This is a genomic window from Marinobacter lutaoensis, assembly GCF_001981305.1.
GTDB classification, from domain to species: domain Bacteria; phylum Pseudomonadota; class Gammaproteobacteria; order Pseudomonadales; family Oleiphilaceae; genus Marinobacter; species Marinobacter lutaoensis.
This window is the reverse complement of sequence record NZ_MSCW01000009.1, coordinates 140,170-165,261: the sequence shown is the minus strand read 5'-3', so window position 1 is coordinate 165,261 and position 25,092 is coordinate 140,170. Positions and strand designations below refer to the sequence as shown.

Below are 25,092 nucleotides of genomic sequence, written 5' to 3'. Positions count from 1 at the left end.
AGTCCATTAAATGCAGGCGCTCGCGCAAGGAGAGCTATCAACGAACGCGCTGGTTCTGCCTTATAATTTAGGCAACCCTGTTTTGAGCCTATACAAAAGCGGAGTACCGTGATTCTGTGTCTACGCCTACAAACGATCTCCATAGCAGTCAGATTGGCGCTATAAGCGTTCACCGTTTTCGGGGGAAGGTCCCTGATCCTCTTGTCCTTGGCGACCCGGATTTCTGTCAAAAACCCGATTTGAAGCTGCCGGAAAAAGGCATAACGGTTATGTATGGTCACCGTGGTTCTGCAAACGTGCTCCGGGCGACCATGCAGAGCATGACGAAGCAAGATTCGCTTGCCATCGTTTCCTTTAAAGTCGGCATCGGGAAGTGGAATCCCAATAAATTGAAATTGGCGGACCTCAAGGAGAGTCGCTTTCTCAACCTTCCCGCCCGGGCATCAGCTGAGCTCATGGACGACGTGAACAAACACTGGAACCGATGGCTAGCTGAGGATGGCCTTCCGCCGGAGAAGTTTCCTCGCCAACCATCTGACAACATGCACTATCTCGACAAGCTGGTTGAGCTGGAACCCTATAAGGATGTCGTAGCCATCGCATATGACGTGTCCACGACGGTTGGCGCGGCCAAATTCATGACCGTATTCAACCTGGATGCGATCGACCTGGATTCCGTTACGGTAGGCCCAGGTCTTGATGTGGAAGTGCAAATCTGAGTCTCACACAGCCGGAACATCCGGCTGTGTTCTTGAGCGTGATCCGTTTGGTTAGCCTTCCAGCCAACCCTGAACCACCTCTTTCCCGTATTGCTTGCGCCATTCATTCAGCGTCTTATGGTTACCCCCCCGGGTTTTCACGACTTCACCGGTATGGGGGTTGCGATAGGTTTTCATTGGGCGCTTAGGGCGCCCGGAACCCGCTCCATGCTGTACGCCAATTGACGGATCGATGGCCGCTAGGATCTGTACGACATCGCCGGCCTCTTTGTCATACTCTTTCATCAGATCGAGAACTTTGTTCTCGAATTCAAGGTCTTGTTTGAGTGCCTGGTCCTGTTCGAGCTTCTCCAACTCGGCAGCCAACTGCTCCATCAGCTGTTTCTTCTGATAATAATCGTTGATCTTTGCCATCTTTGCATTCCCTCTTTGCGGAAAACGGGTATATCGAATGCTATCACAACGTATCTGTAAATCCACAAAAAAAGCCAACCGTCAGGTTGGCTTTTCGTTTTCTGTGCTTTGAATTCTAGCTAAGATCAACGATTTCTCATGCAGACTTCATACTCCCGTGTATATTCTTTCCATGTTGAGCCGCCAGACCAGGATTCCTTTGTCACTACATCCTCTTTCATTTTTCGGCCCAAATAGAACTCTTTACGGCCCCCATCCCAAATAAATGGCAGGTCACCTACCAATACAACATTGGTATCTACCATATTGCTGCTACCACTACCACTTCCATTTCGAGCTGTTCTTAACGGAAGAATGTTCTCCGGATCAGGCTGGCCGGAAATCCCCTTATCCGTCGCGCCATACCAGGTTTTCATTGGGTTTAACTCCTCAATCGAATATAGGCATACGATACTGCAGCCGCTGTCTTCTGGCGTTTCATGGATAGGGACTCCATCAAAATAGAAGTCCGTAATGATGTGGTTATTGCCAGAGCTGTTATTCGTTGAGTAAAAAGTTTTCGCTACAAATCTAGGATTATCTTTTACAATCGTTTCAATGTATTCGGCCCCAAAGCCTCTACTTTTCGCCCATACTTTATAGGTGTTTTTACCTAATTCTGGGTCATAATAGCATCCATTACCAGGCAGAGGTTTTGTGCCTGTTAGGCGAACTGATTCGTATAATTCTTTGACCTGCGATTGAGTTGCTGTCTCAATAAATTGATAATCGCCATCAGGAACATCTTTATAAATAAATTTGTACGCTTCCTCCTTTACTTTGTAAGGCTGAATTTGATTGAATGGCATTCCAGACCATATATCGGATCTCTTTGGTAAAAGCTCTTTATAATCATAAGGTTCGCCAATCATTTCCCAGTTTGTCCAGCCGTTTGAATCAATAGGCTGTTCTGGATTATCAGGGTTTATACCGGCCGTAATACTTCTGCGATCAAACTCATACTGAGTGGCTGACTGGACATAACTTTCAACCAATCGCTTCTCACCTGTCTTCTTGTTCTTTTCGTATATCTCGACCATTCGCTCTTTGGTTGCCGTACCGTCCTTGGTCTGCACGGTTATTTTGTTGGGTAGTGCAACTGATGAGGGTGGCGACCACTCTGCGCTCCCGGAGGTTGATGTTACCACCCATTCACCAAAAACCGGCTCCATCAATTCCCAAACGCTCGAATTTTCGAGAGTGGTGACCAGATTATCCAATGAGGACAGTCCCTGGCTGGTTGTTCCAACCTGGCTCTCAAACGCCTGGAACTCGGGAGCCTCCCGGAGCCGCTCGACGAACGCTTCCAAAGAGGTCCCTTCCAGCGCCAATCCTACGGAGCCTTGGTCTTTCTCCAGCCCTTGGATTGACCGAACAGTATCGCTTTGAACTCTAGGCGAGTTCCAGATTTTGATACGCTGTCCCAGCTCTTCAACTCGCTTATCATAACTGGTCAAAAATCGATCATCTTCTGGCAATGCCAATGTGGGCATACTCAGCAACAACAGGAATGCCCCTGAAATACTTAGTGCCCTTTTATTCGTTTTCATGTCCAATGCCAACTGATTTATAATCCAATAAACAATTTTTAAAGCTTATTATTTCTGGCGACAAACTTCGTAGTACACCGTAGTCGCAGCTCCGCAATACTGGGTACCATTAGGCGGTCCATTACATTCGACACGCTCCCATATGACAGGATCACCTTTCGCCCAGTAACGAGTACCATCTGCTGCTATATGCGGGTTTTCTTTAGTTGGAACAGGCCCTGGTGACGTCGTAAAATACTGATAGCCACCAACTATGTCATATTTTTTTCCAAAGTAATCTTGCGAACGTACCGTGTAATCATAATTTGCTGTATCCGGATAATACGTATCATAATGCGCTTGCCACTTGATTACGCTATGCCACCTCGCTGGGTTGATTCCCATAATAATATCCGGCTGGTATGGCTGGAATTCAATGGCCCATATCGCTGTGTCTTTCCCGTAGCTCAATCTACATTCAGGCTCAAGAGATCTTGTTCCCTGTACGTATGCCGACGCAGTCTTTTTCTGCCAGACTGTGCTCTCTTTTCTGCCGATTTCAACCCATGGGTTGATACATATTCCAAGGGGGCTGGTACACTCTTCGGTATAATCTTTATCTTCCGCCTTGGCAATAACTGTTACTTTTGTCAAATAATCACAGGTTTCTTGCGCCACGTAGAACTTATCTTCATCCACAGTAGATCGCGGAGGGTCGTAAGTGCAGTTTTCTTTAACTGGCACATCTGTCGTATATGTGCCTAAATATGTAGTGACTTCCTTCTGCTCAGTTACTTCCTCTTCTTGTACTTGTACTGACACATCTCGTACCACAGTGTATTCAACAACTTTTTCTTCCGTGTACGAATCCTTCAGGCGCCGCTCGCCAGTCAGTGTGTTGTATTCATAAATCTCAACCGGATTGGAACGTGATTCAGTAATAAGTGCAGTTTGGGTAAAATCACTGGTTTGATCCGTAAACGGAGGCTCCCAGATAGTCCTTTCCATATTTGATGATGTTCCCCCCCCAGTAATCGTAGGAGGCTCTTCGACCCAGACTTCCGTATTTCTCGGGGGCTGGTTCTCAAGCGCAGAAATCCGGCTCTCCATGGTCATCAGGATCTGCTCATTGTTCTCAACCAACGCCTTGATGTTCTGATATTGGGGACTTCCTTTAATCCCCTCCCAGGTTGATTGAAGGGAACCACCATCGATTGTGCCGACGCTCTGTTCCTTGAGGAGGCCGGTTCCGCCGACTGAGCCCTGGGAAAGGTCAACAACTTCCCAGGGTTTCGTTCGCGTTGCCGTTGTTTGATCTTCGGCTTTCGTTGCCGGGCTCAGCACTGACGCAATCCCAACGACCGCCAGGCAAGCAATAACGAGGTTCCCGTATTTCATGGCTTCTTCCTGTTCACTGTTCCGAAATCAACAACAATTCAAGCTGTGCAGCTCGTTCTTGCAGATCCTTCAGATGCCCCTTGTGCCCATAGTCCACATCCCCAAGGGCGCCTTCATTCTGCACGCGCTCAAGCAATTCGCGGAATTCGGCTTCTTCCTTTAACCGCTCCATTACTGTTTTGAGACCGCTTGCGGCTACAATATTTGCCCCCCCGATTTCGGTGTGGCTCACCTCAATCGGCATGGCTCCTGTCACCTGTTCGGCGATACCTGCCCCGACCATATCCTCATCGTTCCAAAGCGGCTGCCGGCTCACATTAACAACTGGCCCATTGACAGATTGTCCCCTTTCATACTGAGTAATGAACTTCTGAGCCGCTTCTTCATCGGCAACTGCCGAATTCGAACAGAGCGCCGCCATTAAAGCCGCTGCCGCTATCTTGCGAAGTTTGCAGGTCATCTCTGGCCTCCGACTTGTCTCATCTGCACATTTCTCAAACCAAATGTGCCCAGCCCCAATCAAGGGTCTGAGCACTTGATCGTCACGTTTACCAACCCCATGTTGCTGGCCGGGTCCGGAGGGGCTGGTACGGTTTGGAAGTCGGATTCGCCGTCATATAGCAAGTCCAGGAAAATCGAGTAGGTCGCCCCGTTATCAACAACTCGTGTTCTTGCGCCGGCAATGTATCTCGGATCATTTGGCGCAGGCCCGCCTACGAACCCGGCAGGAACCGCAGACACTCGTTCCACCAGAGGGGACGGACAAGTCGGTTTGCTAATGGTCGTGCCCGAACGCACATTGGAGACAAACAGCGGTGCCCGAATCGCCACCCGGTACGCTTCTTCCGCCAGCTCGTGGGTTTCCGAAGCCCAGGCGTCCACTGATCGGATATAGGTATCGTTGACGTTTAGTGATGCCGTGGGCTCCACCGGTTCAGCGTTCTCCACGCCGTTTTCATCCCTGGTAATCATCGCCCAGCTGTCGTTTTCACTAATCAGGGCGCCGCGCATAATGCTGTTGCCATCAATGCGAACGAACGTCGTGCTCTCAATGGCAAGATCGACAAAAGCGCGCAGGTTGGCTTGTTGAAGTTCGGCGGCCACAGCGGCGCCATTGACCACTGCCGGATCAACGATGAACGCTTCCGCAAACTGATACCCGTCCAGATTCAGTCGGGCATTGATCTCCTGCGCCAATACCGACGCAGTATATGGGTCTGGGTTGCCATCATCAGAGAGGACCACTCCGAATGATATGGCTGCTTCCGGCACTCTCGGTTCAGACCAGTCAAACACCACTTGGGGCTGACCAAGACCATAGATACCGTTGAAGTCATTGGGAATTTCACAAGGAAGGAAGTAATTGTCTGCAGGTTGCAACCCACCACAATCAACAGACTTGAGCCAATCGGTTCCGTTTCGGGTCAGATTTGCTGGTGCGACAGCGCCCTGCGCTGCCATAAATGCAGCCACACCGTTAATGTACTGGGCCAGCCATGCGCCTCTTTTCGACTGCTCTCGGGCATCGCTCGCCTCCTGCATAACGGTGGTCAGTGCAACAATTACGCCTAACGCAATAACCGACGCAAAAATGGCCTCGACGAGAGTGAAACCACTCTGGTGCCGTAAGCCTCTGATTCTTCCCTTTGCGTGTCTCATGCTTATTGCCGTCTCGATGTCAATCGGATTGCCGGCCTGAGAAACGGCCGGCACCTCCTGCACCGGCGTCAGTTCTTACCGAAAATAAATGAAACCGTTACGCCGTCTTCGCAATTCGCGGCGATCGCGCCAATATCAACATCGCTTACCCCACGGTTGTAGACTTCCACCCCATCGACATCGACACCAATCGCGCCAAGGGGGTCGCTCGCAAGTTCCGAACACACATCTGCCGTAACGCCAGGCCAGTCGATCTGAAATTGACGCGCACCGTTTGCCGTCGGAGTCTTGGGATTGTCAGGTGGAGTCTGTACGGCTACTTGCGCGCCAAAGGAGTTGACTGCCGGATCACCCATGCTTTCGGGGAATACATTGAGCTGGTTAGCGCGCGTAGTAGTGAGCCCTGCATAGGATGCAGGTCGATCATAGATTGACTGGATCTTCTTACCGATCGCTGCGATGATCTGACCTTCGCTCTTGGCACGCTGAGACGCACTTTCACTGATTGCAATCGGCGCAAGAAACGCGATGGCCACTGCGAAGATCCCGAGCACAAGCAGGGCTTCGATCAAGGTAAAACCTTTTACCCGGCCACCATAGATTGTGTGTTTCATTTTCAGTATTTCTCCTCGTGAATACCTATTCCTGAGCATACGCCTTCATCAGTCATCGAATCTGGTCGATAAAGGCTGCTTTATTACTCCCCCTGTGACGCAGAGGAAGGTATTCACATGATACCGTTCTACACTACCTAATGTGGGAAACTGCCTCCATACGTTTGCCCGCAATTCATGTTCGATTGTCGCGTTTTTGCAACGCTAACCGAGGCCCGAGCGAATTGATCCAATAACACCAAAGAGCGTGACAACGGTCACCATGACCGTACCGGCAATCACAGCCAGACACAGGATGTTCAACGCACGGCTGAGTTTTTGCAGCGACTCTACCGCTTCGTTCTGGGCATCTTCCGCAATTTCATCCATGTGCCGCGTAAACTCTTCGGTTGTGCCGCGGGAATAGATGTCCAGTTTGACCATGATCCACGGGGTGAATAACTTAGAGGCAATCGCTTTACCTGCACCTTCTGATGCCAGGCCGGATTTCATGCGCCGAATCGCTTCGTCCAGGTAATATCTGAGATATTCGCTTCTGGTATACCGGCGCATCAAAGTCAGGCCATTCTGGAACGTCGTTCCGGCCAATACGAGGGATGACAGTGTGCTTAGGAAGGTAGTCGCCGTTAAACGCCGAAAAATGTTGAGCGGGGGGATGCCCGCAATCGCCTCACGCCCAGGCCCAATGAACTTCATGTGAATTAAGCCCGACACCCCGACAAGCACAAGCAGGCACACAAGCGCCAACGGTGCCCACGTCGCGACGTTTGTCGTTACCCAATACACCGCCGCTTCCATACCGGTCCACTGCGATAGGGGTTTTAGCAGCGTCAGTGTTTGCATCAGGTTGCTGCCAATCCAGTCCATTGCCGCGACCACGCCAAGACTCAGGAACGCCGGATAGGAAATAGCCTTTGCAATGGCCTTCTTGATTTCGTTGCTACGACGCGCTGCAACCTGCGCGGACTTCAGCCCCTTGGTGATGTCCCCTTCCGCGCCGGCCAAGAGCATCATGACCTCCGTATCAGGTACCCGGCCTGCCAATGAGACATGGAGCGCATTACCCAGCTTTTGTTCCGCCTCAATATATCGATAGAGCTGTGCCGCTCGCTTTAGCTGGCCTGCACCCAATAAGGTCTCGCTGGCCTGACGCTCTAAGGAGCGCGCTACATCTCCGCAGGCACCTTGGATGTCTTTTCCGTTTTCAACCAGTGCGCGCAGGAATCCATAGAAATCGATCCGTTCCTGTGCACCGAGTTTTCTTCCATCTCCATTAACCCGGTTAATCAGCCGCCCAAGCACATTCAAATCATCGACACCCTGCATTTAGGCAGCCTCCATGTTGGTGTTTGTTTCCCAATTCCCGACTTCTTCCCGCTTTTGTGCAAGGCGATCCAGGTGACCGAAATAGGCTTCAAGGTCTCGTGGATCAATCATCCCTGCTTCCACTTTCGAAATTGCATGATCTGCCGCCGTAAAACCGTTAAGGCGTTTCTGCAGGTCGTTTGGTTCGGCGACCCCCTTGGCTCGCCAATATCTGAGCGCAGCCGTCAGATCCTTTGCTCGGAAGTGCTCTCGCATCGTATCGTCCGGAATGACCACTTCTGCACAGAGCGTCATTCCAGCGAGTCCTTCTGGGTGCTCTTCCGAGCTTCCCGCTACGCAAATCCTCTTGTGCTCATAATCGGGGAACAACTTCAAGAACCGTGCTTTCTGCTTCTGATCCATGAACTGGTCAATATTTTCAGGGGTCAGGCGAATCTTGGATTTGTCATCCAGGACCGGCAGGAGCATCTGGAACACCAAAGCGTTCAAGAACGATGGTGAGCTGACCGTTTCGACAGGAATTTTCATAGCAGGGCTGGTCAGGCGCTCCACGATCTCAATGGCGGATTGAGCGTGAACGGTGGTCAGAAGTGTGTGCCCGGTTTGAACACCCGACGCAGCGGCAGCAGCTGACATTTCGTCACGAATTTCCCCTACCATGCACACATCAGGATCGCGGCGCAGCATCGATTTGATGGCGCTGGCAAACTCATTCCGGTTACCGTCTTCATCATCTGACACACTGGTCTGAAACGCAGGGAGCTCCCGTTCAATTGGCGATTCGACCGTAAGGACGTTGACATCGTTGTTCCGGTTGATGTACTTGACCAAAGCCGCAAGTGTGGTGGATTTACCTGATCCTGTCGGGCCAGACAGGATCACCATGCCCGATGGCTCGGAGACTGCCGCTTCCAGGGCATCCGCTTGTGCTTGCGTCAAACCGCATTCGGTCAGGTCAATAAGCTGCCGGACTTCACGTTTGTCATTTGCCTGAATCCGGATACAGGCATGAAAAGCGCCGTCGTCGCCCGGTGCGTGCTCATACCGGCAGGTCAGAGTGATGTGCTGGTTGAACTTGATTTTGATCCGCACCCGTTGACGAATCTTCTTATCCCATCCGGCGTACTTTGATCCACTGCCTTCGGTCTGAAACCCAACCTGAAGCACTTTATCTGCTTTCTCTCCATTCCATTCGGCATACGTTCGCATCGCGCCATGAACACGCAGACGTACCGTGCAAACGTCAGGCTCCCGGAAGAAATGCAGGTCACTGGCTCCAGCCTTGTAGGCTTCTTTGATCAGGTGTTCGAACTCTTTTTCGTACTCAGTCTGCGGGCCTGAGCTTTTCTTAGAATCATCAGGTGCCCGATACAGTTCCAACAAATCCGGTGTCACCTGGATGAGTTTTGGTGCAATGGGCTTTCCTGTATCGGTGGTGTAGGCTTTCAGTACCCGGGCTCGAACATCCATCACCACGTTTTTGTAGTTTGCACCGAATTCTTCGGTGACCAGAATAAATGGATGCCCTTTCCCATTTTGGGCTACCGCAATCTGACTCTGATAGCCTTCATCGACAAAATAGGGCTGATTGGGACCGCTGGACTTTTGAACGATCAGTTGACCATACAGCTCTTCCACATCTGAACGACTCTGGAGAACATAAGCCCGGATTCTTTTCTGATCGTTCAGAGCGTCTTCGATGTCCTGCTCGGTTACTTTTCTGGCCATCACAAGCAACTTTCCGAGCTGGACAGGCTTACCTTCAGCCGCCAGATCCTTCTGTTTTTTCAGCGCCTGTTCAAGCGTCTTTCGGCTGATCAGTCCTTTTTCAACGAGTACGGCGCCCAGAGGTTTACGGTTGGTGATTGCCATAATCCTTCCTCACACCGTTTAACGAGCCCGATAAATTGTCTTGGTTTCACCAATATCGGAGTGACTAAATTCCACTCGGTCGAGCGCGACGTTGGTCACTACCCAGCCACCAATTTGATTTCCCTTGCGGACTTCAACAACCCGATCGCTGAGTTCCACAATTGCTACCAATCCGTCTTCACCTTTAACGGGAAACGCTTCCCGCACTGATGCCATTTCCAATACTTCCAGCGCCTTTTCTCGCTGAATCTGCTCAGGTGTTTTGATCTCTTCGGCAAGTGTTCCGTCAGGATTCAGCTGTCGGCGCTGAATGCCACCTGCGTTCTCCATAGGCTGTTGCCCAAAATACTGAACCTGAACATTGCCATTGCGCCCTGGTGCATTCGGTGCCCAATTGCCCTCGGTGTTACTTGCCTGTGCTGGTTTACGCTCTTCTTGTCTCAGCGCGCGAAATTCGCTTTCTTGCTTCTTGATTTCCAGCAATCGTTCGTTGACATTAATGGTGTGATCCAGCTCCGCCAGCCGCTTTTGACGCTGTATTTCTTCACCAATAGTGTCCGCCAGCACGGCGCTACTGGACATCACGAACACCATTGCCACACCAGCCCAGTACGTTCCAAAGCGCCCGGCGTTTATCATTACTTGCTTACCCTTCATTGCTGATTTCCTCACCTGTCACGTAGATGCCACGAAGTTCCACCATTCGCGAATTCCAATTCAGTGATAGCGTCGATACGGCAACTCCGCGGAATTGATCAAACAGAATGCCGATGGAATCAATGTATTTAACCGGGACAACCAGCGACCACTCCCCCTGACGAAACACCCGTGCATCCGGCAACCAACGACTGCCTCGAAATGGATACTCGACCGCCGAATTGATGGCATACGCACTGCCCTGAGCCATCCGCGCTAAGGTCATAAATCCCGCTAGAAGGCGATCCAGATCAGCCTTCGTCAGTAGCACGTCAATAATTTGTTCATCGGTGACAATAGGGAGTTCGCCGAGATGTGCGATCGGTGTATCCTCATATCCTTTGGCGCAAATTCCAACGATGCCTTCCGCATCGATCGTCAGCGAATCGCAGAATCCATCCAAACGTGTTTGGAGCTTTTCAGGCAGAGTCAGATCAGTGTTTTTGTACTGAATCTGGCAGTCCTTCTCAGCACATTCGATAGCCTCCAACTCCCATCCGCCAATTCGGGTTTCTGTCGGAAACAGCACCGATTTCCACATTGTCCGGATCGTCGGTCCTGCCTGCGCCATTCCGCCCAGGTCATTGAGAATGTTTTGATACTCTTCGCGTGCCCGCTCGATTTGATTTTCACGATTTCGTTGCTGCTGACTCTCAATGTTTTTGGCATCCAGATAAGCATTCATCCCGTACCAGCCAACGCTGCCAACGACCAACACAATCAAACCGAAAAACGCAACCCTATTTCTGGCTCCACTATTTTCACCGCCTCGAAATCGCGCTTTTCGAAAGGCAGCCCGATCCAGGACATCCGCAAGATTCGGGTGCTCCGCCTCCGCACTTACAAAGCTCAACCGATTGGCGGCATTTCCCACATAACCGAGCTGCTCATCGCCAAGTGCCTCAACGCTGCCCAGTGCAAACTCTTCAACGGTATCCCAGTCATCCTCAAGAATGTCGGTACCCGCCAGCACCTGACCGTCGTTTATCAGGCACATCCAATATTTGGAAAGGCCTTCCTGCTTGTCCTCAACCTCTTCAACCGCCAATATGGCGCCTTGCCGAAACGACAAGGCAAGCCAGGCCGCCAGCGATACGCAGCTACCTTGTGGCAGCGCACCTCGGTCCACTACACCGTAATTCAGCATTTCCTTGGTGCTGGGATTGCTACTGGCAAGCGTCAACCACTCTTTGTTTTGGGAGCCCAGCGCCTTTCGGATGTTCTTAAACTCTTTGGTGTTGGTCGTCATCCATTCCAGGCCAACAGCCACGTTCTTCGCAAAACCCGGTTGATCCTCGAATTGAATCAGCCTCATTAGAACACTCCGTCCTGAATGTGCGGGGTGATCATTACCAACAGCACTTGCTTGGACTTACTCTTGCTAGTTCCACCACCAAGACCCCACAACTTCGCAGAACCCGTACCGCTTTCCTGGTTGGATTGCTTCTCACTGGAGAACGCAGCGATCACCCAGGTTTCGCCATTTCTCAGCCATGCCCTCTGAACCACCGAATTTCGATCTCGGGTCGGCGTCTGCACGATAGTTGAGTCGAAGTTCACCAAAGTGAGATTGCTGGACAGCTCTAAGGCCACCTGAAGCTGCAACCGGGAGTCCGAAACCACACGGGGAACCAGCGTTGCATCGAAGCCGATGTTCACCGTATCCGTCTGTACATCTGACACCACGTTATCCGAGCTGGTAGTAGAATCCTGCTGCGAAATACCGCTGATATATCCGGTTTCTGTCAGGACTTTCAGGCTGGTAGGCTGATTGCTCAGCGTAGTCACCGCCTGCTCGTTAATCTCAGTGCTTTCAAATTCTGTGGCGAGCAGTTCCAGTGCAAGATTGGCCCCTGTGCTTGTGCGGATGACATTAAATACATTTGGCAACGCTTGAGTAGCCACTTCGGCACTGTTTGTTCCAATCTGGAATTGGCCGTTGTTGACCGTGTTCAATATGTTGTTCCAGGTGATATTGAAATCGTTGGTGCTCTCAACCGTGGCACTGGCGGTTCGGATCTGCAGATAGACCTGCCGACCATAGATGTCGTTGATGCTCTTTACATATTCCGAGACGGATTCCAGGATTTCCGGTGTATCGATCACCACGAGGCTTCCCGTTCCTTTCACGAGGGTTGCCTTGCCCAGCGGTGACAACAACGCTTGTACTCCTTCAGCAATTTCATCCCAGGAGCCGCTTTCGTTCTCGAAAGATGCTTGCTGGCGAATGACCGCATCACGATCCCCACTACGCCCCAATTCGACTGCGGCGTCCGCAACGCCCGGGAAAAAGACCTGGAAAGTCTCTTGGGCCAGCCGGTAGAACGTCACCTGATTTCGGGTTTCATCGTAGCGCCAACTGATCCCAAGCTGGGCCGCAATGTTATCCAGCAATGCCGAGGCACTACCGCCTTGACTGACCACGCTGATTCGCGTCTTCAACGGGTTGCCAAAGCGCTCACCATCACCACCGAAAGCCCCGCCGAACAGCGTCATTACACTGGCGGTATCCACGATTTTCGGCTGCTCAATGGAAGCTGGCTGACCTGTTCTACTACTACGATTGTCCATTCGTTCCGCGTCACTGCGTCGGCTGTCTTCACCTTTATCCATATAGAGATCGGCCGCCAAATGGATATTGACGTTCAGCTGTTCCGCCAACCGTCCAACCATTTCAGGTAGTGTTTTCCCAAACTGGCTGATCGTAATCTGCTGGTCATCAAGGTACGGATACCGCGGATATTCCTTCACCTCCTGTTTGACCAACCAAGGCTGATCGGATTTGAAACTCGCCTCCCTGGCAGCTTGTTGCTCAAGGGCGACGAGCCGACTTTGAAGGTCAGCCACCGTAGGGTAATGGGGTTCCCGATCTGCCTTGGTTTCTGGAAACCAGGCGGCACAACCGGCCAGAAAAACGCTTGTTGCAGTTGCTAGGAGTAGTTTCTTCATGGAGGTTCACCACCTACTATTTCTTGGCATTCGCAACGAAGACGCGCAACACCTTATTACTGTGGAGTTTTCCATCGAACTTGGTCTGTGTGCGGACAATTTCGAAGAATGCATCTGCTGCCTTCTCAAAGCTGTCCGTGAAACTCATGCTGGCTGCGAACACGATATCCCCGTCCTCGGGGCCGGGCTGCCAGACCAGTTCGTATCCCGCTTTCTTCGTCCAGCGAGTCATGGCTTCACGGAGCTTTTCGCCCTTTTTGATTTCGTACCTCATCGGCTCATCGAACCGCGCCATAGGTGCTTCTTCAAACAGGTTCCCGGCACTGGTGAACTCAACTGGAAACGGGGCCTCGATCTTCTCCACCGCCGGCTTATCCAGTGAATCCGCATGAATACCGGTTCCCGGAACACACGCCATCAAGCCAACGGCAATTGCCATAAAGCGCTTACTTTTGCTCATCAGTGGGACACTCCATATTCTTCGGGAAAACAGCGGCCACTTTGTCCACTTCGTACAAGCACAGGCGGCCATAGAACTGAGTGACAACCTGACCCATAATTTGGGTGGCATCACCAACAAATGTGCGGGTCTGGTCAACTTCCTGATCGTCGATCAACCAATAGAAGTCCTCATATCCAAAAATCAGAGCCAGGTCTTCCATAACTTTTCGGGCGCTTTCCCCTTTTTTCAGGGTGAAAACGCTCTCATCCGGGTTGTCATCATTGAGGTCAACAAAACTCTTGGCGGATACGATTTCGCGATTATCAACCTCGGCAAGATTCACATCCTTGTCGAACACACGCCCGGCGGTTGCAGATGGATAGGTTTCCTCAATACCCAGCTGAACCGGGCGATCGAAGATCAGCTTCCGGCCGTTCTTAACGAAAATCTCTTTCCGGTTGAAATCAATGTGAAACTGGAAGCCATGCCGCTCACCCAGATTCGCCAACGCATCGACCCAGGTTGCCTCTTTTAGATCCCAGCTGACTACCGATTTGCCTTCCAGATCCAGATCCCGAGCTCGAAATACTTTCCAGTTATCCGGAGCAAGGATTTTCAGCGCATCCGAAAGGGGCATCACATCCCCATAGGTAGGGCTTTTTTGCAGGTTGGGGACTACCCCATAAGTGACGACGCTTTTGTAGGTGTTATCGACCCAGGTCGAAAACTCGGACGTGTCGAAGACCGCCTCTTGCTTTGCCGGGTCCGGCCCTTTGCTCTTCTTGATTTCGAGCGCTGCATGAGTGGGCGCGATTGCCATCATGAGCGATGCCGCTGATGCACTGATTAATCCCAGTCGTTTTACCGCTTTCATACATGAAGCTCACTTTGCTCAGTTAAACTGACCCCAATGGTTTGGGTCATTCTACACTAGCCCCTGTGCTGTTTTGGGGAACCGCGTTTATTCGGAGGTTGCTGATATGGGTCAGACTTTGGTAATCGTTGAATCACCTGCAAAAGCAAAGAAAATTCAGGAAATTCTCGGCCCGTCGTATCGGGTGGCGGCCAGTGTTGGCCATATGCGGGATCTTCCGGTCAAGGAGCTTGGCGTTGACCTGGTGACCTTGCGGCCGTCGTATGAGATTTCGCCAGGCAAACAGGATGTTGTGACGAACCTCAAGCGTCTTGCCAAGCAATCGGATGAAGTGGTACTTGCTACGGACCCGGATCGTGAGGGAGAGGCTATTGCATGGCATTTGCAGAAAACGCTGAATCTTCCGGATACCGTAAAGCGGGTGAGTTATCACGAAATTACAGCCCCGGCAATCAAAAAAGCTCTTGCCAATCCAGGGAGAATTAATCTGCATCTGGTCGCAGCCCAAGAGGCTCGCCGGGTGCTTGATCGCCTGATTGGTTATCAGGTATCCCCGGCGCTATCTCAAAAAGCAAACGTCAATCTTAGTGCCGGGCGGGTGCAATCCGTAGCCGTTCGATTCGTTGTCGATCGCGAGCGTGAGATTAAAAACTTTACGCCGCGTGATTACTTCGTGTGCAATCTTAGGCTCGCCGGACACCCGCAATTCACCGCAACCCTTGACCAAAGACCGTTTCTCAAAGAGGGAGAACGCCTGTGGCTGGCCTCCGATGCAAAGCCTTTCCTTGGCCCTCAAAAAGTGAAACTCGTCAAAGCTGAGGTCAAACCATCAGCGGTTAAACCAAAACCTCCGTTCACGACCGTCGAGCTTCAAAATGCCGCGGGCAAGATTTTCGGTTTTTCTGCCAAAGAGGTCATGTCCCTGGCGCAATCTCTGTTTGAACAAGGCGCCATTACATACCATCGAACCGATTCCCCAAACCTGTCCGAAGAAGGCATTCAAAAGATTCAGGCATACCTCCGGCAGAACCAACTGCCGGTAGCGGACAAAGTGGCGACCTTCAAAGGTAAGTCGGATGCCCAAGAAGCCCATGAGGCGATTCGCCCCACTCATATTGAGCAGGAAGCGCTGGGCCAAACCGACGCAGAGAAGTCGCTTTATCGGCTGATACGGGAAAGGGCTATGCTCTCTGTCATGCCTAATGGCGTGGATTCCGTCACCGAGTATGTGTTCGTCTCCGAGCGCACCATCCCGGATGTAGAGAGCAAACCGCGCCATCCTCAATACCACACAAAAGGCAAAGTCGTTCAGGAAGAAGGCTGGCGGGCGTATGCAACGCTGGAAAAGCCATCGACCAAAGACAACCCGCTACCGAAATTGGACAAAGGAGCGATATTCGATGGGTCAGTAACCGAGTCGCAAAAAACTACCGAGCCACCCCCCAGATACAACGAGCAATCCTTGATAAAAGCGATGGAGGCGAAAGGTATTGGCCGGCCTTCCACATACGCCACCATCATGGAGAACATCAAAGGCCGGGGCTACATCCAGCCGCTCGCTGAAAGTCGCGCCAAGTCTCCTAATTTTGTTCCAGGGAAACACGGGTATTACATTGTGGACGCACTGCGCGAGTTCAGCTTTTTATCCTATACCTATACGCGCGCCATCGAAGCCTCGCTTGACAAGATTTCCCAAGGAAAGATGTCGTATATGAATCTTGTCAAACCGGTTCAGGATCAGTTGCTGGACGACATTGAGAACCGCCTTGTTGCCGAATCACTTGCGCTCACAGGTCGATGCCCAGGTTGTCAAAAGCCCGTGATACAGAAGTTTCGTGCATCAAAGGGCAAAGGCTCAAAGTCACCCTCCGCCTATTGGGTGCATCGCGACCCGCATGATGCCGACGGTTGTGTACAGTACCTGAACGATGACAAGGATGCGCCCGTTCTTCCGCCACCGGAAGTGACTTCGCCCTGCCCCAACTGCAACGAGCTACTGGTACGTCGTTACTCCCGCTCCAAAGACAAAGGCCCGTACTGGGCTCACAAAAATCGCGAACATGCGACGAGCTGTGGCATTACTTTTTTCCCCGACAATGATGGCTCCCCCGGAATGCCCGAGCCGAAAGTGACTGCTAAATGCGAAGGTTGTGGTGGCACCGTCAAGCTGGTGAAAAACCGCAAGACGGGGCAGCCACTATGGGTGCATGAGGCGCGTTCGCCGAAGTGTGGTTCGAAGTTTCTCGATGACCTTGATGGCAAGCCTGCCCCTCCTTCGCCGAAGAGGACCGCTCGCAAGCGTGCAAGCTAACGAGCGCGGTGCTTTTAGGCGCCTGCGCGTTGCGCCGGCGTGATGGGAGCAATGCTCTCGATGCCCCGCCTGCGAGGCAGGCTGGGCATGGGTGCGCTCCGTTCGGTCGCGCACCATCAGGATGTCGAATCTCCTCTGCCTGATAGCTTTGGTGCCAGTTTGGCACCAAAATTGACACGCCCATAGCCAGGTGCCAGAATGGCACCACGGATAGGGAATGCTGCAATCCGGATGTCCGATAGAAGAATCAAGATGAGGTCAGCGCCGGTACTCCGGAAAACTCTGGCCATCCAATGTTTCTCAAGTTAGGAGGGTGCCTGGATTTCTACCCTGTTCGATCCAGACCCGCAGGAGATTATGAAAACTACATCAGTAAAAACAGCAAAAGACCCTCGCCTGGTTGTCAGGCCCGACGAGGATTCCCATAAACTTATTGCGCGAGCTGCAGAGCTGTCAGGGCGAAGTGTCAACCAGTTTCTGCTGTATGCTGCGACCAAAGAGGCGCGCAAGGTGGAAAAGCGGGCGGCGCAAGTGGTAGTAAGCCAAGAGGCGGCCAACCGCATGTTGGACATGCTGGACAATCCTCAGCCATTGAGCCCTTCGCTTCGAGCGGCCGCGCTTCAATATCGGAGTTTTGCTAATGGATTTGGAGATTCAAGAACTAGAAAAACGCCATAATCGCCGCAAGTTCGATTGCGGCGATCCCGCTTTGAATACATTTCTTACCAGCGTCGCCCGGCAAAAGCATCAAAGATTGACCGCCCGCACCTATGTCCTTGTTGATCGCGAGAACAATCCCTCCGAGATTTTGGGGTTCTACACCCTAGTCCCCTGCAGCATGGAGTTTCCGCAAGGCCATTCGATCGGTAAGCGCCTGGGGGAGTGTCCGCCAGCAATCAGGCTGGCAAGGCTTGGCGTGTCTTTGTCGGTCCAGGGGCAAGGTGTTGGCAAGTTCCTTGTCATAAGTGCGCTCTGTCAGATTGTAGCTGCTTCCCTGTCGGTAGGAGGTGTGGGATGTGTTGTTGACGCAAAGAACGACAACGCAAAACGTTTCTACGAAAAGATGGGGTTTGTTCCGCTCGACGCTGACAGTAACGACTCCCTCACTCTTTGGTTGCCCATGGCCCAGTGCATCGAGGTCGTCGATCTGGTTGAGCGCGCCGAAAGCGATCAAGAGGCCGCAGAATGATTTAACCGCTCTTTAGGGCCGGGAAGATGCCAAAGATGTTGTCTCTCTACCCTTGGACCCGCTCTTGTGGGGTCGTAAAAATCTACCCGCCTGCCTTGATGACGTAGACACCAATGCCTGCCAAGGTCATCCCCAGGCCAGGGCACGCCAACAAGAGGGCTTCAAAATTTCCGTAATGCTCGCTCGCCCCGCTGTATCCGGCGTAAGCCAGTAGGAGGCCGAGAATCGCAAAACCTATCGCTAGAACTCTCGGATTAGACATAAAAGTCGGATTCCCATCACTCAGTGGCTGACTTTGGGCGCAGTCGGGCCTTCCAGCCACTCACCAAGCAATTCACCGAATCCCTAAAGAAAGAAAAGCTCCAGAGTCGTTTCTCAGTGTAATAGTCAGTGCCAATTCCCATCAGGAATAGCAATACAGTGCTCGCTGCAAGCGTTTCCCAGTTGCCGGTCAGACCTTGGCCGATCAGTGAAAGGAGAGCGACATTCAAAGCCCAGAACATGCGGGCGCGGGCGGTAGTTGACTTATTTTCAAGCTCGGCTGCCTGGGAGCGCAGTTGCTCAATCTCTCCGGAATCGTCATTCTCTAAATCTCCGCGGAATTTATCTGTCATAGTTACCTCGGTCGGATTCCCATGTTGTTACTGATGAGCCTTCGCCCTGATCGCAGCGGCCCAGCCCTTCAAAAGTGCTTTTCGCAGCTCCCGATTGACACGCGCCAGGAAGACACCCATATCGAAAAGCTCGCCCTCCGGAACGGTCACTGCCGGTGCACCAGGGAACCCTGCAACGAAATGCCTGAAACCTTCTTCAAAAGCTTCTGCTTCCCGACCCATTCGCACAAACGAAAGATCATCCAGCTCTGCCGCTTTCTCTAAACAGTCGGCATAGCGCTCCATGAACGGACTGGAGTCGTTGCTGCTTCGCATCAGCCCTACCAATCGGGAGGCGATTTGTTCGCCTGATAACTCGCAAGAAGGTTTCATAGTCGATTTCCAATCATTTGATGAACGGTTCTTTCCGGCGAAGCGCAGCTACCATCCAGACACACGACGCTGCCAGAGCCAGCGGGGATAACAGCAACGGAATAAAACTGGCCTCGCTATCACCCACGAAATAATTCATACCTGAAGCGAGCAGATCCAGAGCCTGCGCGGCCAAAAGAACTGCGATGATGATCCAGAGACCACGTTTAGTAATTCTTTCCAACATAAACCGGTTTCCAATATTCAGTAATGGTTGGTCGATGGCTCAGCCAAAGGCTTGAATCGAAGCTCCAGCGAATACAGCAATGTTTCCACCTCTTCTCTCAAGTGAAGAGGATTTTCAACCAGATTTAAATCACTGCTGAACAGCTTGTCGTTACTCGCGCACTGACGCTGCGAAACCTCAGAATTACGACCGCGCCCAATGGCTTCGAGCTCGTTGCTTCGAATCGTAATTTCGATGCGATTTTCCACCGACTGTCGGGCCTGCCAAGGCATCACCAGCAACACAAAGCTCCCCGTCCCCGAAACGATGACCAGCCCAGCGCCAGCCAGAACAAGAAGTGCCACAACTCTCAGCCCCGGTCGCCAAGCAGCGTAAAGATCCGGGTTGATTGTTCCAGTAATCGAAGTCATTGATTCACCCATCGTCTGTCCACGCCCCGATTCCCAATATTAGGCTGCTCTGTGATGAGCGCGGACTATTGCTGTTCGTGATGCCGGTACCTATGCCATGCGAAGGCCAGGCCCTCAACGGCAAGGGCAGCGAGTACCAGCGCTAATGTGTGAACTGGCAGTGCAGCAATATCATGGCCCATCTGTTCAAACGCATCAGCGACAGTGTTTGGTGCGGGCTCTAAAAGCCGCTCAAATCCAAGCATCAAGGCACCCCCAATAAGCATTGCACCGAAAGAGGCGGCGCCGGGGTTGTAGCGCTTAACGCTAACCCAGAGGGCGCTAAACCCAAGCAATAGGGCCGAGATCGAAACGCCGAGGATTGTTCCCAGGATAAAACCATGCACTATCCTCGCCACTAGGATTCCGTAACCGATATCGAGCATCAGGTCTTCGGTGGTCAAAGGTGCTACCACTCCGCCACCAAAGCCAAAACATGCAAGACCAATAAGCCACCAAGTGACTACGCGGTATATCTGTTGATCGTTACCCTGATTCTTTAGTTGATCCATTATTAAGCCTCCCCGTTTTCCCATGTTCTCGCTACTTCACCGATGATAGATGGGGGTTAGACTGGTCCTCACGCACTTTCATCGCCGGACTCATTCTCATGATCGTGAAGCCCATATTCTCGAACCACCAATGGTCCAGGTCGGGTAGATCGATAAAACCATTATCCTCTGACCAAAATCTGCGACTGACCGGATGAACAAGGTCGACATCACACAGGCCATCGGGGTAAACACAGACAACCCACTGCCACGAGCTATCGGGGGGCGATGGCCACGAGAAATCGTCAGGAACCAACCGTCCGCGTTGCCCGTTATCGTCTCTGCTTAGACGAATTCGGCTGTTGGTCTTGAAACAGGGTTTCGAAAACCGCGAGGCAATCTCGACTTGCCAGGCATACGTCTCAAACGCATCACGTAAGATTTTCGCCAGTTGCCACAAACATTCGGTGAGGTCTCAACAGGCCCTTGAGCCACATCGTTAAGCTGACGCCGCTGCATGTGTTTCAAATCAATCGTCCTGCTCATAATCTCGGGTTTCCGGTTTCCAATGTTTGTTAATCATCCTGGTGATATGCATGACCATTAAATGCCATGGCAATCAGCATTAGGACAAGGCTGGCCCCGAACACCTGGTCCACAATCTCAGCATCGAAAAAGGTCCACTCAAATATTTGGTGAAGCCCTGACAAGCAGGCGACCACAACAGATATAAGAGATAGTGCTTTCGCAACCACCAAAGATCCGGGATTGGTAACCTGCTTTTCTTGCATCTTTTCCTCCATAGCGGATTCCCATCTTAATCTTCAGTGATTGGGTGCAGTGTGGTTCGTCCAAATGGTCTGGTGATGATCCAGAACTGCTGGGTTGTCCCGCTGTCCATGTGCTGTAGGGTTGCCAACTGCCTCACTTGAGGCAGTCCATATTGGAACGGGAAGAATCGTGGCTTTGTCATTGAACAGTCAGACAACGGATATTTGTGCTTCCCCAGGTCAATACTCTCTCCCTCAACCTCAGCTTCATGACGTGATAGCAGTCTCGGTTTTTCAATTTTGAGCGCCCACCATCCCAAACAGCAGGGTGCCAGGATCAATATCGGTCCCCAGATAAAACTCAACGGGATTGCCAGCATTCCCACGAAAAACAGAGGATGTGGTGGCGGTGTGTTCGTGTCAGATCTAACTGTCATATCGGCCTCCAGCTATTTCCGTTCATCCTCGATGGCACGCTCCAGGTGCTCGCTATCGTATTCTTCAGCGACTGATCGCAGTAAGTCGAACCCTCCGGCCTGAAGCACAATTGCACGGTATTCAGTAGAGCGAGGATCTATTTGCGACAGAGCAAACAACACACCCTTTAGAAAGGCAGCTTCATCATTGCTTAGTTCGGCCATACCGAATTCCCATTACGTTTGTCAGGCCATTGCCTGTTCTTTCGGGATTTCATTGTCGATTTCCCATGTTAGGTGTTGTCGTGATGCTCGAAGTTTGCCGAATTCCAATTCTTTGTTAGTTTTTCCCTTGGCCACTAAGTGACCGAAAAAACGCAACTGTCCCGGCCGTCACAATACAAAGGCCGATCCCAACTGTTGGTAAGTGGCGTGTTGCCATTACTGCTTTATCCATCCTCCAGCCACCATACAATGCGACTGCAATGCCAGTGATAACAAGCAATAAGGCGATCAGCAGTTTTTTGGTAGCTTGGTTAACGCGCATCAGTTCGAATTCCAATGCTGTTAATAACCAGAAACAGACTTCTTCCAGAAGACGATGCCGGTTCCGCAAATGGTACAACCCGTCAGCCAGATCATGCCGATCCAGGGTTCAGGTGCGACTGGTGATCCATTTTGCAGCTCGAAAAGAGAGGGCATCATCACCAGGCCGCCACCGAAGACCAGTAATTTGCCATAGTGGGCAAGCGCGATTTCGTTCAATTTGTCCATAATCCGAATTCCAATCAGATGTAAAGTTCAGTTTTTACGTGCTTACCCGGATTCGAGTGCAGAAATTCAGCGACCGCAGCCCCCATCTCGGCAGGATCGTCAAACCGCCGCCCCATTGATTCACCTTCAAAAAAGCAGATATACATAGCTATGCTGTTCTCACAAGTTGTTCCTGAGCGTGCGTGAGTGAGTGACACCCGATTGGCACTGATTTCATTAATGCTCTGGCTCCGGGCCTCGCCTATGTGGCACCTAACTCAGCAAAAGAGTCCCGAATGCGGCTGTCTCACCGATTCTGAGCCCCGCAAAGGCTTTCTTGAGCGTAATTTCAGCAACCCTAACGCCGTGGGCAGAGTTGCGCTGTGGAGCCCATTTGAACCGTCTTCCGATCGTGCCAGATCCAGCCCCATCGTTCGATCAGTGCTTTATCGGCCATCTTCGATATCTCCATTGTTTAGCTGAAGACTTTGCCAGCCGCGCTCATACCCAACTGGGAGCGAGACTTCCACAGATCCCATCGCGATCTGAACTCCGCCTCGAATGGCATTGCCTTCTTTATCCCCGATTCAACACGATCTTTGTAGCTTTTCTGATGACCAGCGTACTCGCTCCAGCGCGCATGCAACTGTGCGATCATCTGATTCGCGTCTAAATCCTTGCTGACACCTTTTTCCAATTCATGAAGTGCGATGCAGACTGCATCACCAGCGCCAGGCACCATGTTGCACTCAAGTGCGTTCGAATATTCGGCGCCTTTGTCCTGAGCGCTCTGCATGTTGTCGTAGTTTAGTATGATCGCTAGAGCGACCATCAGTGTCTGGCCGGGATATTCACAGGAGAGCTGCACCTGATTTTCGAGGTCAGAAACACGATCTGTTAAAAACATTGTCGATCCCCCGGAGTCCCATTACGTTGGCTCGTATTCGTAAAGAAAGTAGTGCTGCTCTTTTCGAGTCTCACGGCCACTACCGTGGCGTAACGTAACCCGAGCATATTTCGAGTCGGGAGTCTCCAGGACAAAAACTTCTTTGCCTGTTTTCTTGTGTCGCCAGGTCGTGCCGCCCTGGATTGAACTCTTCAAAGAGTGATGCATCGTTCGACCTCTCGGTTTCCAATCAAGCAAATTTGTCTTTGGATCGTTTTTCAGCAGCCGTTTCATAAATTCGATGGCCAGCCTCGTCTTCAACCCATCCTCTCCAGCCGCTCTGTTCTATGCCTGAAATATTGTCAAGTGCGAAAGAGCGAATCATTGGGCTGCGCTCACTGGTGACGACCTTAGTGGATTCACGGGTACCACCAGGGATAAACCTGACATACCACTTTTTTTTTAGAGCCATCGGTTGGTCCTTATTTAAATGCTGTACCTTACGCCCAAAGCCAAATATTTGTCTGGCGGATTCCCATTAGTCTTCAGATGCAGCTTCGAGCAAACCGTTAAGATGTTCTTTCCATCGCTTGTAATCCCTTCCTGCTACTGATTTCGCGTAACCAAAAGGAATCAGAAGTGTGGGTTTAAAAACGCAGGATTCGCTAGGTTTGTCGTATTGAGGTTTGTCGCACCAAACCAGATAGCCGTTAGTGCGATCAGCAACCTGCATCAGTATTCGTCCAACCTCACGATTGATGCGTTCTGCCCGATCTTTTTCGTGTTGGTCGTTCGCTTGAAACTCAATAGTTGATATCAAATTCCATGGTCTTCTCCTTTCTTTTTAGTTGGTAGCACCAGCATTTTTAGGTAACTCCGTGAATGGGCAATCATCGAATCGCTGTTCGTAGCGTTAATTGCATCATGGAGAAACGAGTCGATTCGACTGTCTCCATTGACAAACCCTTTAACTAGCACTCCTACCAATTGAAGAGAATGCTCCAGAAATACGGCATTCGATGGGAACCCATGCCCAAGAACATCCTCCAGACTGGAGAGTCCTAGCCGTTCGAAAGCTTCCGCTGCTCCCGTTTTAAAGTCCTGATTTTGAAGTACCTCATCTATGTTGCTTTGTAGTTCTTCGCTATGTGGCATACCACTCATCTCCGCTCTCAATCTGAGTAAGGAAAATACGGTTTATTGGGATCATGGGCGTTCCTCATAGAATCAGCGCTACCTTTTGTCGTCATGCATACCTTCCCTCCCGTTTTCCCATATCAGTCTGATTTGATCAAAGGCTGAAGTCGCCTTTCGTTTACATCGTGCTGATGCCGCTCGGCTGCCCCTGTTTCTGGCGAGGTATAACCTGGTAGTTCCCAAAGCCATTTATGCATTAGCGGAGAGCTATCCTCATTGTGCATATCCGGGGTGAGCTTTCCGAAGGACTGCATCAACGCTGCGCCATACAAACCGGCTCTTTGGAGCCAGAAGTGTTCGGGCGTGTTGACCATTTCGCACGCTGCATCGACATCAATATGGAACGCCTCAAGAACTGATGTGAGCTTTGATACCTGTTGACGCAATTCGATCACCTCTCGCCAGGGTTGCATCACGTCATCGACAACCTTGAGACCTGAGTCGATCAGCTTTACCCAGTTCCGACAGGAAGAGAGGATGACAAGCTGTTCTGCCTCGAAGCGCTTGAGCGCCTTTCCTACCACTTTGGTTGAGAATCCAACAGTCTCTGCGACATCTGGTATAGGCGAATAACCCTGCTTGTCCCCGCGCTCACGTTTACGATGTTTGGCCACTGCAAGTAGCACTTGAATGTCGTGAGCTGCAAGTGGCGAGTACAGTGCTGAAGCTGAAGAGAGCGCCTTTCCTTGTTGGTCATAGAAATCCGAGTAAGGATCTGCCGGCAAATTGCCCGATTGGAGTTCGGCAAGCTCTGCTCCAATGGAACTTTGGAGGTCCGCAAGGGTGTTCTGAAGCTCTTCTCTCGGATTCGACTTATCGCTCATCATTTACCTCTGGCTTGAGTCTTTCCTGCATCCTGACTTATCCTCTCGCAATAATTGGCTACG

General features: G+C 51.4%; 30 protein-coding genes. 4 read left to right on the top strand and 26 right to left on the bottom strand.

What is annotated here, in order from left to right; genetic code table 11:
* The first annotated feature begins 239 nt into the window (after positions 1-239).
* Positions 240-719, top strand: a complete 480-nt coding sequence (locus BTO32_RS15505) for a hypothetical protein (RefSeq protein ID WP_245820363.1) — start codon at positions 240-242, stop codon at positions 717-719.
* A gap of 51 nt (positions 720-770) precedes the next feature.
* Here the strand turns inward: BTO32_RS15505 and BTO32_RS15500 are convergent, their stop codons facing one another.
* From BTO32_RS15500 to BTO32_RS15450, 13 genes are all read right to left on the bottom strand, one after another.
* Positions 771-1,133: a histone-like nucleoid-structuring protein, MvaT/MvaU family gene (locus tag BTO32_RS15500; protein ID WP_076725557.1), complete on the bottom strand. Its 363-nt coding sequence runs from the start codon at positions 1,131-1,133 to the stop codon at positions 771-773.
* A 125-nt stretch (positions 1,134-1,258) separates the two neighbouring features.
* Positions 1,259-2,722 carry a hypothetical protein gene (locus tag BTO32_RS17825; protein ID WP_139339109.1) on the bottom strand — a complete coding sequence of 488 codons (1,464 nt, stop codon included), beginning with the start codon at positions 2,720-2,722 and terminating at the stop codon, positions 1,259-1,261.
* 48 nt (positions 2,723-2,770) lie between these two features.
* Positions 2,771-4,099 carry a hypothetical protein gene (locus BTO32_RS17820; RefSeq protein ID WP_139339107.1) on the bottom strand — a complete coding sequence of 443 codons (1,329 nt, stop codon included), beginning with the start codon at positions 4,097-4,099 and terminating at the stop codon, positions 2,771-2,773.
* A 13-nt stretch (positions 4,100-4,112) separates the two neighbouring features.
* Positions 4,113-4,559: a hypothetical protein gene (locus tag BTO32_RS15495; RefSeq protein ID WP_076725556.1), complete on the bottom strand. Its 447-nt coding sequence runs from the start codon at positions 4,557-4,559 to the stop codon at positions 4,113-4,115.
* A 59-nt stretch (positions 4,560-4,618) separates the two neighbouring features.
* Positions 4,619-5,758, bottom strand: a complete 1,140-nt coding sequence (locus tag BTO32_RS15490) for a type II secretion system protein (protein WP_245820362.1) — start codon at positions 5,756-5,758, stop codon at positions 4,619-4,621.
* Positions 5,759-5,826: 68 nt separating this feature from the next.
* Positions 5,827-6,372, bottom strand: a complete 546-nt coding sequence (locus tag BTO32_RS15485) for a type 4 pilus major pilin (protein WP_076725555.1) — start codon at positions 6,370-6,372, stop codon at positions 5,827-5,829.
* 204 nt (positions 6,373-6,576) lie between these two features.
* On the bottom strand, positions 6,577-7,698 hold the full coding sequence (locus BTO32_RS15480; protein WP_084206877.1) for a type II secretion system F family protein: 1,122 nt from the start codon (positions 7,696-7,698) through the stop codon (positions 6,577-6,579).
* Positions 7,699-9,570 (bottom strand): GspE/PulE family protein, encoded by a 1,872-nt coding sequence (locus tag BTO32_RS15475; protein ID WP_076725554.1) that lies wholly within the window; start codon positions 9,568-9,570, stop codon positions 7,699-7,701. It abuts the gene before it with no gap.
* 18 nt (positions 9,571-9,588) lie between these two features.
* On the bottom strand, positions 9,589-10,227 hold the full coding sequence (locus BTO32_RS15470; RefSeq protein ID WP_076725553.1) for a hypothetical protein: 639 nt from the start codon (positions 10,225-10,227) through the stop codon (positions 9,589-9,591).
* Complete coding sequence (gene pilO2 / locus BTO32_RS15465; RefSeq protein WP_076725552.1) at positions 10,217-11,581, bottom strand: type 4b pilus protein PilO2; 1,365 nt, start codon at positions 11,579-11,581, stop codon at positions 10,217-10,219. The genes BTO32_RS15470 and pilO2 overlap by 11 nt, the downstream gene beginning before the upstream one ends.
* Positions 11,581-13,215 (bottom strand): type II secretory pathway protein, encoded by a 1,635-nt coding sequence (locus tag BTO32_RS15460; protein WP_076725551.1) that lies wholly within the window; start codon positions 13,213-13,215, stop codon positions 11,581-11,583. The genes pilO2 and BTO32_RS15460 overlap by 1 nt, the downstream gene beginning before the upstream one ends.
* 16 nt (positions 13,216-13,231) lie before the next feature.
* Positions 13,232-13,675, bottom strand: a complete 444-nt coding sequence (locus BTO32_RS15455) for a TcpQ domain-containing protein (RefSeq protein ID WP_076725550.1) — start codon at positions 13,673-13,675, stop codon at positions 13,232-13,234.
* Positions 13,662-14,531: a hypothetical protein gene (locus BTO32_RS15450; RefSeq protein ID WP_076725549.1), complete on the bottom strand. Its 870-nt coding sequence runs from the start codon at positions 14,529-14,531 to the stop codon at positions 13,662-13,664. The genes BTO32_RS15455 and BTO32_RS15450 overlap by 14 nt, the downstream gene beginning before the upstream one ends.
* Before the next feature lie 106 nt (positions 14,532-14,637).
* On the opposite strand from BTO32_RS15450, the gene topA reads away from it, so the two are divergent.
* The 3 genes from topA (at position 14,638) to BTO32_RS15435 (ending at position 18,031) form a co-directional block, all read left to right on the top strand.
* The gene (gene topA / locus BTO32_RS15445) at positions 14,638-16,842 is read left to right on the top strand and encodes a type I DNA topoisomerase (RefSeq protein ID WP_076725546.1); all 2,205 of its coding nucleotides are present in this window, start codon (positions 14,638-14,640) and stop codon (positions 16,840-16,842) included.
* A 357-nt stretch (positions 16,843-17,199) separates the two neighbouring features.
* Entirely contained in the window at positions 17,200-17,520 is a 321-nt protein-coding gene (locus tag BTO32_RS15440; RefSeq protein WP_076725544.1) for a type II toxin-antitoxin system TacA family antitoxin, read from the top strand.
* Complete coding sequence (locus BTO32_RS15435) at positions 17,483-18,031, top strand: GNAT family N-acetyltransferase (protein WP_076725542.1); 549 nt, start codon at positions 17,483-17,485, stop codon at positions 18,029-18,031. The genes BTO32_RS15440 and BTO32_RS15435 overlap by 38 nt, the downstream gene beginning before the upstream one ends.
* Before the next feature lie 278 nt (positions 18,032-18,309).
* Here the strand turns inward: BTO32_RS15435 and BTO32_RS15425 are convergent, their stop codons facing one another.
* The 13 genes from BTO32_RS15425 to BTO32_RS15380 form a co-directional block, all read right to left on the bottom strand.
* Positions 18,310-18,645, bottom strand: coding sequence for a hypothetical protein (locus BTO32_RS15425; protein WP_076725540.1), 336 nt, complete (start codon positions 18,643-18,645; stop codon positions 18,310-18,312).
* Between the two features lie 27 nt (positions 18,646-18,672).
* The gene (locus tag BTO32_RS15420; protein WP_076725539.1) at positions 18,673-19,017 is read right to left on the bottom strand and encodes a hypothetical protein; all 345 of its coding nucleotides are present in this window, start codon (positions 19,015-19,017) and stop codon (positions 18,673-18,675) included.
* Positions 19,018-19,030: 13 nt separating this feature from the next.
* Positions 19,031-19,243 carry a hypothetical protein gene (locus tag BTO32_RS15415; RefSeq protein ID WP_076725538.1) on the bottom strand — a complete coding sequence of 71 codons (213 nt, stop codon included), beginning with the start codon at positions 19,241-19,243 and terminating at the stop codon, positions 19,031-19,033.
* A gap of 17 nt (positions 19,244-19,260) precedes the next feature.
* Positions 19,261-19,653, bottom strand: a complete 393-nt coding sequence (locus tag BTO32_RS15410; RefSeq protein ID WP_139339105.1) for a hypothetical protein — start codon at positions 19,651-19,653, stop codon at positions 19,261-19,263.
* A 65-nt stretch (positions 19,654-19,718) separates the two neighbouring features.
* Positions 19,719-20,204 carry a hypothetical protein gene (locus BTO32_RS15405; RefSeq protein ID WP_076725536.1) on the bottom strand — a complete coding sequence of 162 codons (486 nt, stop codon included), beginning with the start codon at positions 20,202-20,204 and terminating at the stop codon, positions 19,719-19,721.
* A gap of 554 nt (positions 20,205-20,758) precedes the next feature.
* Positions 20,759-20,986, bottom strand: a complete 228-nt coding sequence (locus BTO32_RS15400) for a hypothetical protein (RefSeq protein WP_076725535.1) — start codon at positions 20,984-20,986, stop codon at positions 20,759-20,761.
* Between the two features lie 416 nt (positions 20,987-21,402).
* Positions 21,403-21,594 carry a hypothetical protein gene (locus BTO32_RS15395; RefSeq protein WP_076725534.1) on the bottom strand — a complete coding sequence of 64 codons (192 nt, stop codon included), beginning with the start codon at positions 21,592-21,594 and terminating at the stop codon, positions 21,403-21,405.
* A gap of 342 nt (positions 21,595-21,936) precedes the next feature.
* Positions 21,937-22,143 carry a hypothetical protein gene (locus BTO32_RS15390; RefSeq protein WP_076725533.1) on the bottom strand — a complete coding sequence of 69 codons (207 nt, stop codon included), beginning with the start codon at positions 22,141-22,143 and terminating at the stop codon, positions 21,937-21,939.
* A gap of 454 nt (positions 22,144-22,597) precedes the next feature.
* The gene (locus BTO32_RS15385) at positions 22,598-23,029 is read right to left on the bottom strand and encodes a hypothetical protein (protein ID WP_076725532.1); all 432 of its coding nucleotides are present in this window, start codon (positions 23,027-23,029) and stop codon (positions 22,598-22,600) included.
* A gap of 229 nt (positions 23,030-23,258) precedes the next feature.
* Positions 23,259-23,480, bottom strand: a complete 222-nt coding sequence (locus BTO32_RS17815; protein ID WP_139339104.1) for a hypothetical protein — start codon at positions 23,478-23,480, stop codon at positions 23,259-23,261.
* Between the two features lie 66 nt (positions 23,481-23,546).
* The gene (locus tag BTO32_RS17810) at positions 23,547-23,828 is read right to left on the bottom strand and encodes a hypothetical protein (RefSeq protein WP_175618677.1); all 282 of its coding nucleotides are present in this window, start codon (positions 23,826-23,828) and stop codon (positions 23,547-23,549) included.
* A complete protein-coding gene (locus BTO32_RS17805) occupies positions 23,825-24,163 on the bottom strand; it encodes a hypothetical protein (RefSeq protein WP_139339102.1) in 339 nt (112 codons plus the stop codon). Before BTO32_RS17805 ends, BTO32_RS17810 begins: the two co-directional genes overlap by 4 nt.
* 122 nt (positions 24,164-24,285) lie before the next feature.
* Positions 24,286-25,029: a hypothetical protein gene (locus BTO32_RS15380; protein WP_139339101.1), complete on the bottom strand. Its 744-nt coding sequence runs from the start codon at positions 25,027-25,029 to the stop codon at positions 24,286-24,288.
* Positions 25,030-25,092: the final 63 nt, after the last annotated feature.

Bases quoted from the DNA above. Each gene is read 5' to 3' on its own strand.
- BTO32_RS15500 (WP_076725557.1), bottom strand. From the start codon at position 1,133: ATGGCAAAGATCAACGATTATTATCAGAAGAAACAGCTGATGGAGCAG.
- BTO32_RS15400 (WP_076725535.1), bottom strand. From the start codon at position 20,986: ATGGAGGAAAAGATGCAAGAAAAGCAGGTTACCAATCCCGGATCTTTG.
- topA (WP_076725546.1), top strand. From the start codon at position 14,638: ATGGGTCAGACTTTGGTAATCGTTGAATCACCTGCAAAAGCAAAGAAA.
- BTO32_RS15390 (WP_076725533.1), bottom strand. From the start codon at position 22,143: ATGGACAAATTGAACGAAATCGCGCTTGCCCACTATGGCAAATTACTG.
- BTO32_RS15405 (WP_076725536.1), bottom strand. From the start codon at position 20,204: ATGGATCAACTAAAGAATCAGGGTAACGATCAACAGATATACCGCGTA.
- BTO32_RS15470 (WP_076725553.1), bottom strand. From the start codon at position 10,227: ATGAAGGGTAAGCAAGTAATGATAAACGCCGGGCGCTTTGGAACGTAC.
- BTO32_RS15440 (WP_076725544.1), top strand. From the start codon at position 17,200: ATGAAAACTACATCAGTAAAAACAGCAAAAGACCCTCGCCTGGTTGTC.
- BTO32_RS15480 (WP_084206877.1), bottom strand. From the start codon at position 7,698: ATGCAGGGTGTCGATGATTTGAATGTGCTTGGGCGGCTGATTAACCGG.
- BTO32_RS15450 (WP_076725549.1), bottom strand. From the start codon at position 14,531: ATGAAAGCGGTAAAACGACTGGGATTAATCAGTGCATCAGCGGCATCG.
- BTO32_RS15380 (WP_139339101.1), bottom strand. From the start codon at position 25,029: ATGAGCGATAAGTCGAATCCGAGAGAAGAGCTTCAGAACACCCTTGCG.
- BTO32_RS15485 (WP_076725555.1), bottom strand. From the start codon at position 6,372: ATGAAACACACAATCTATGGTGGCCGGGTAAAAGGTTTTACCTTGATC.
- BTO32_RS15460 (WP_076725551.1), bottom strand. From the start codon at position 13,215: ATGAAGAAACTACTCCTAGCAACTGCAACAAGCGTTTTTCTGGCCGGT.
- BTO32_RS17815 (WP_139339104.1), bottom strand. From the start codon at position 23,480: ATGGCTCTAAAAAAAAAGTGGTATGTCAGGTTTATCCCTGGTGGTACC.
- BTO32_RS15395 (WP_076725534.1), bottom strand. From the start codon at position 21,594: ATGGCCGAACTAAGCAATGATGAAGCTGCCTTTCTAAAGGGTGTGTTG.
- BTO32_RS15495 (WP_076725556.1), bottom strand. From the start codon at position 4,559: ATGACCTGCAAACTTCGCAAGATAGCGGCAGCGGCTTTAATGGCGGCG.
- BTO32_RS15475 (WP_076725554.1), bottom strand. From the start codon at position 9,570: ATGGCAATCACCAACCGTAAACCTCTGGGCGCCGTACTCGTTGAAAAA.
- BTO32_RS15455 (WP_076725550.1), bottom strand. From the start codon at position 13,675: ATGAGCAAAAGTAAGCGCTTTATGGCAATTGCCGTTGGCTTGATGGCG.
- BTO32_RS15415 (WP_076725538.1), bottom strand. From the start codon at position 19,243: ATGTTGGAAAGAATTACTAAACGTGGTCTCTGGATCATCATCGCAGTT.
- BTO32_RS15435 (WP_076725542.1), top strand. From the start codon at position 17,483: ATGGATTTGGAGATTCAAGAACTAGAAAAACGCCATAATCGCCGCAAG.
- BTO32_RS15425 (WP_076725540.1), bottom strand. From the start codon at position 18,645: ATGACAGATAAATTCCGCGGAGATTTAGAGAATGACGATTCCGGAGAG.
- BTO32_RS17820 (WP_139339107.1), bottom strand. From the start codon at position 4,099: ATGAAATACGGGAACCTCGTTATTGCTTGCCTGGCGGTCGTTGGGATT.
- BTO32_RS17825 (WP_139339109.1), bottom strand. From the start codon at position 2,722: ATGAAAACGAATAAAAGGGCACTAAGTATTTCAGGGGCATTCCTGTTG.
- BTO32_RS15420 (WP_076725539.1), bottom strand. From the start codon at position 19,017: ATGAAACCTTCTTGCGAGTTATCAGGCGAACAAATCGCCTCCCGATTG.
- pilO2 (WP_076725552.1), bottom strand. From the start codon at position 11,581: ATGAGGCTGATTCAATTCGAGGATCAACCGGGTTTTGCGAAGAACGTG.
- BTO32_RS15490 (WP_245820362.1), bottom strand. From the start codon at position 5,758: ATGAGACACGCAAAGGGAAGAATCAGAGGCTTACGGCACCAGAGTGGT.
- BTO32_RS15410 (WP_139339105.1), bottom strand. From the start codon at position 19,653: ATGACTTCGATTACTGGAACAATCAACCCGGATCTTTACGCTGCTTGG.
- BTO32_RS17805 (WP_139339102.1), bottom strand. From the start codon at position 24,163: ATGCCACATAGCGAAGAACTACAAAGCAACATAGATGAGGTACTTCAA.
- BTO32_RS15385 (WP_076725532.1), bottom strand. From the start codon at position 23,029: ATGTTTTTAACAGATCGTGTTTCTGACCTCGAAAATCAGGTGCAGCTC.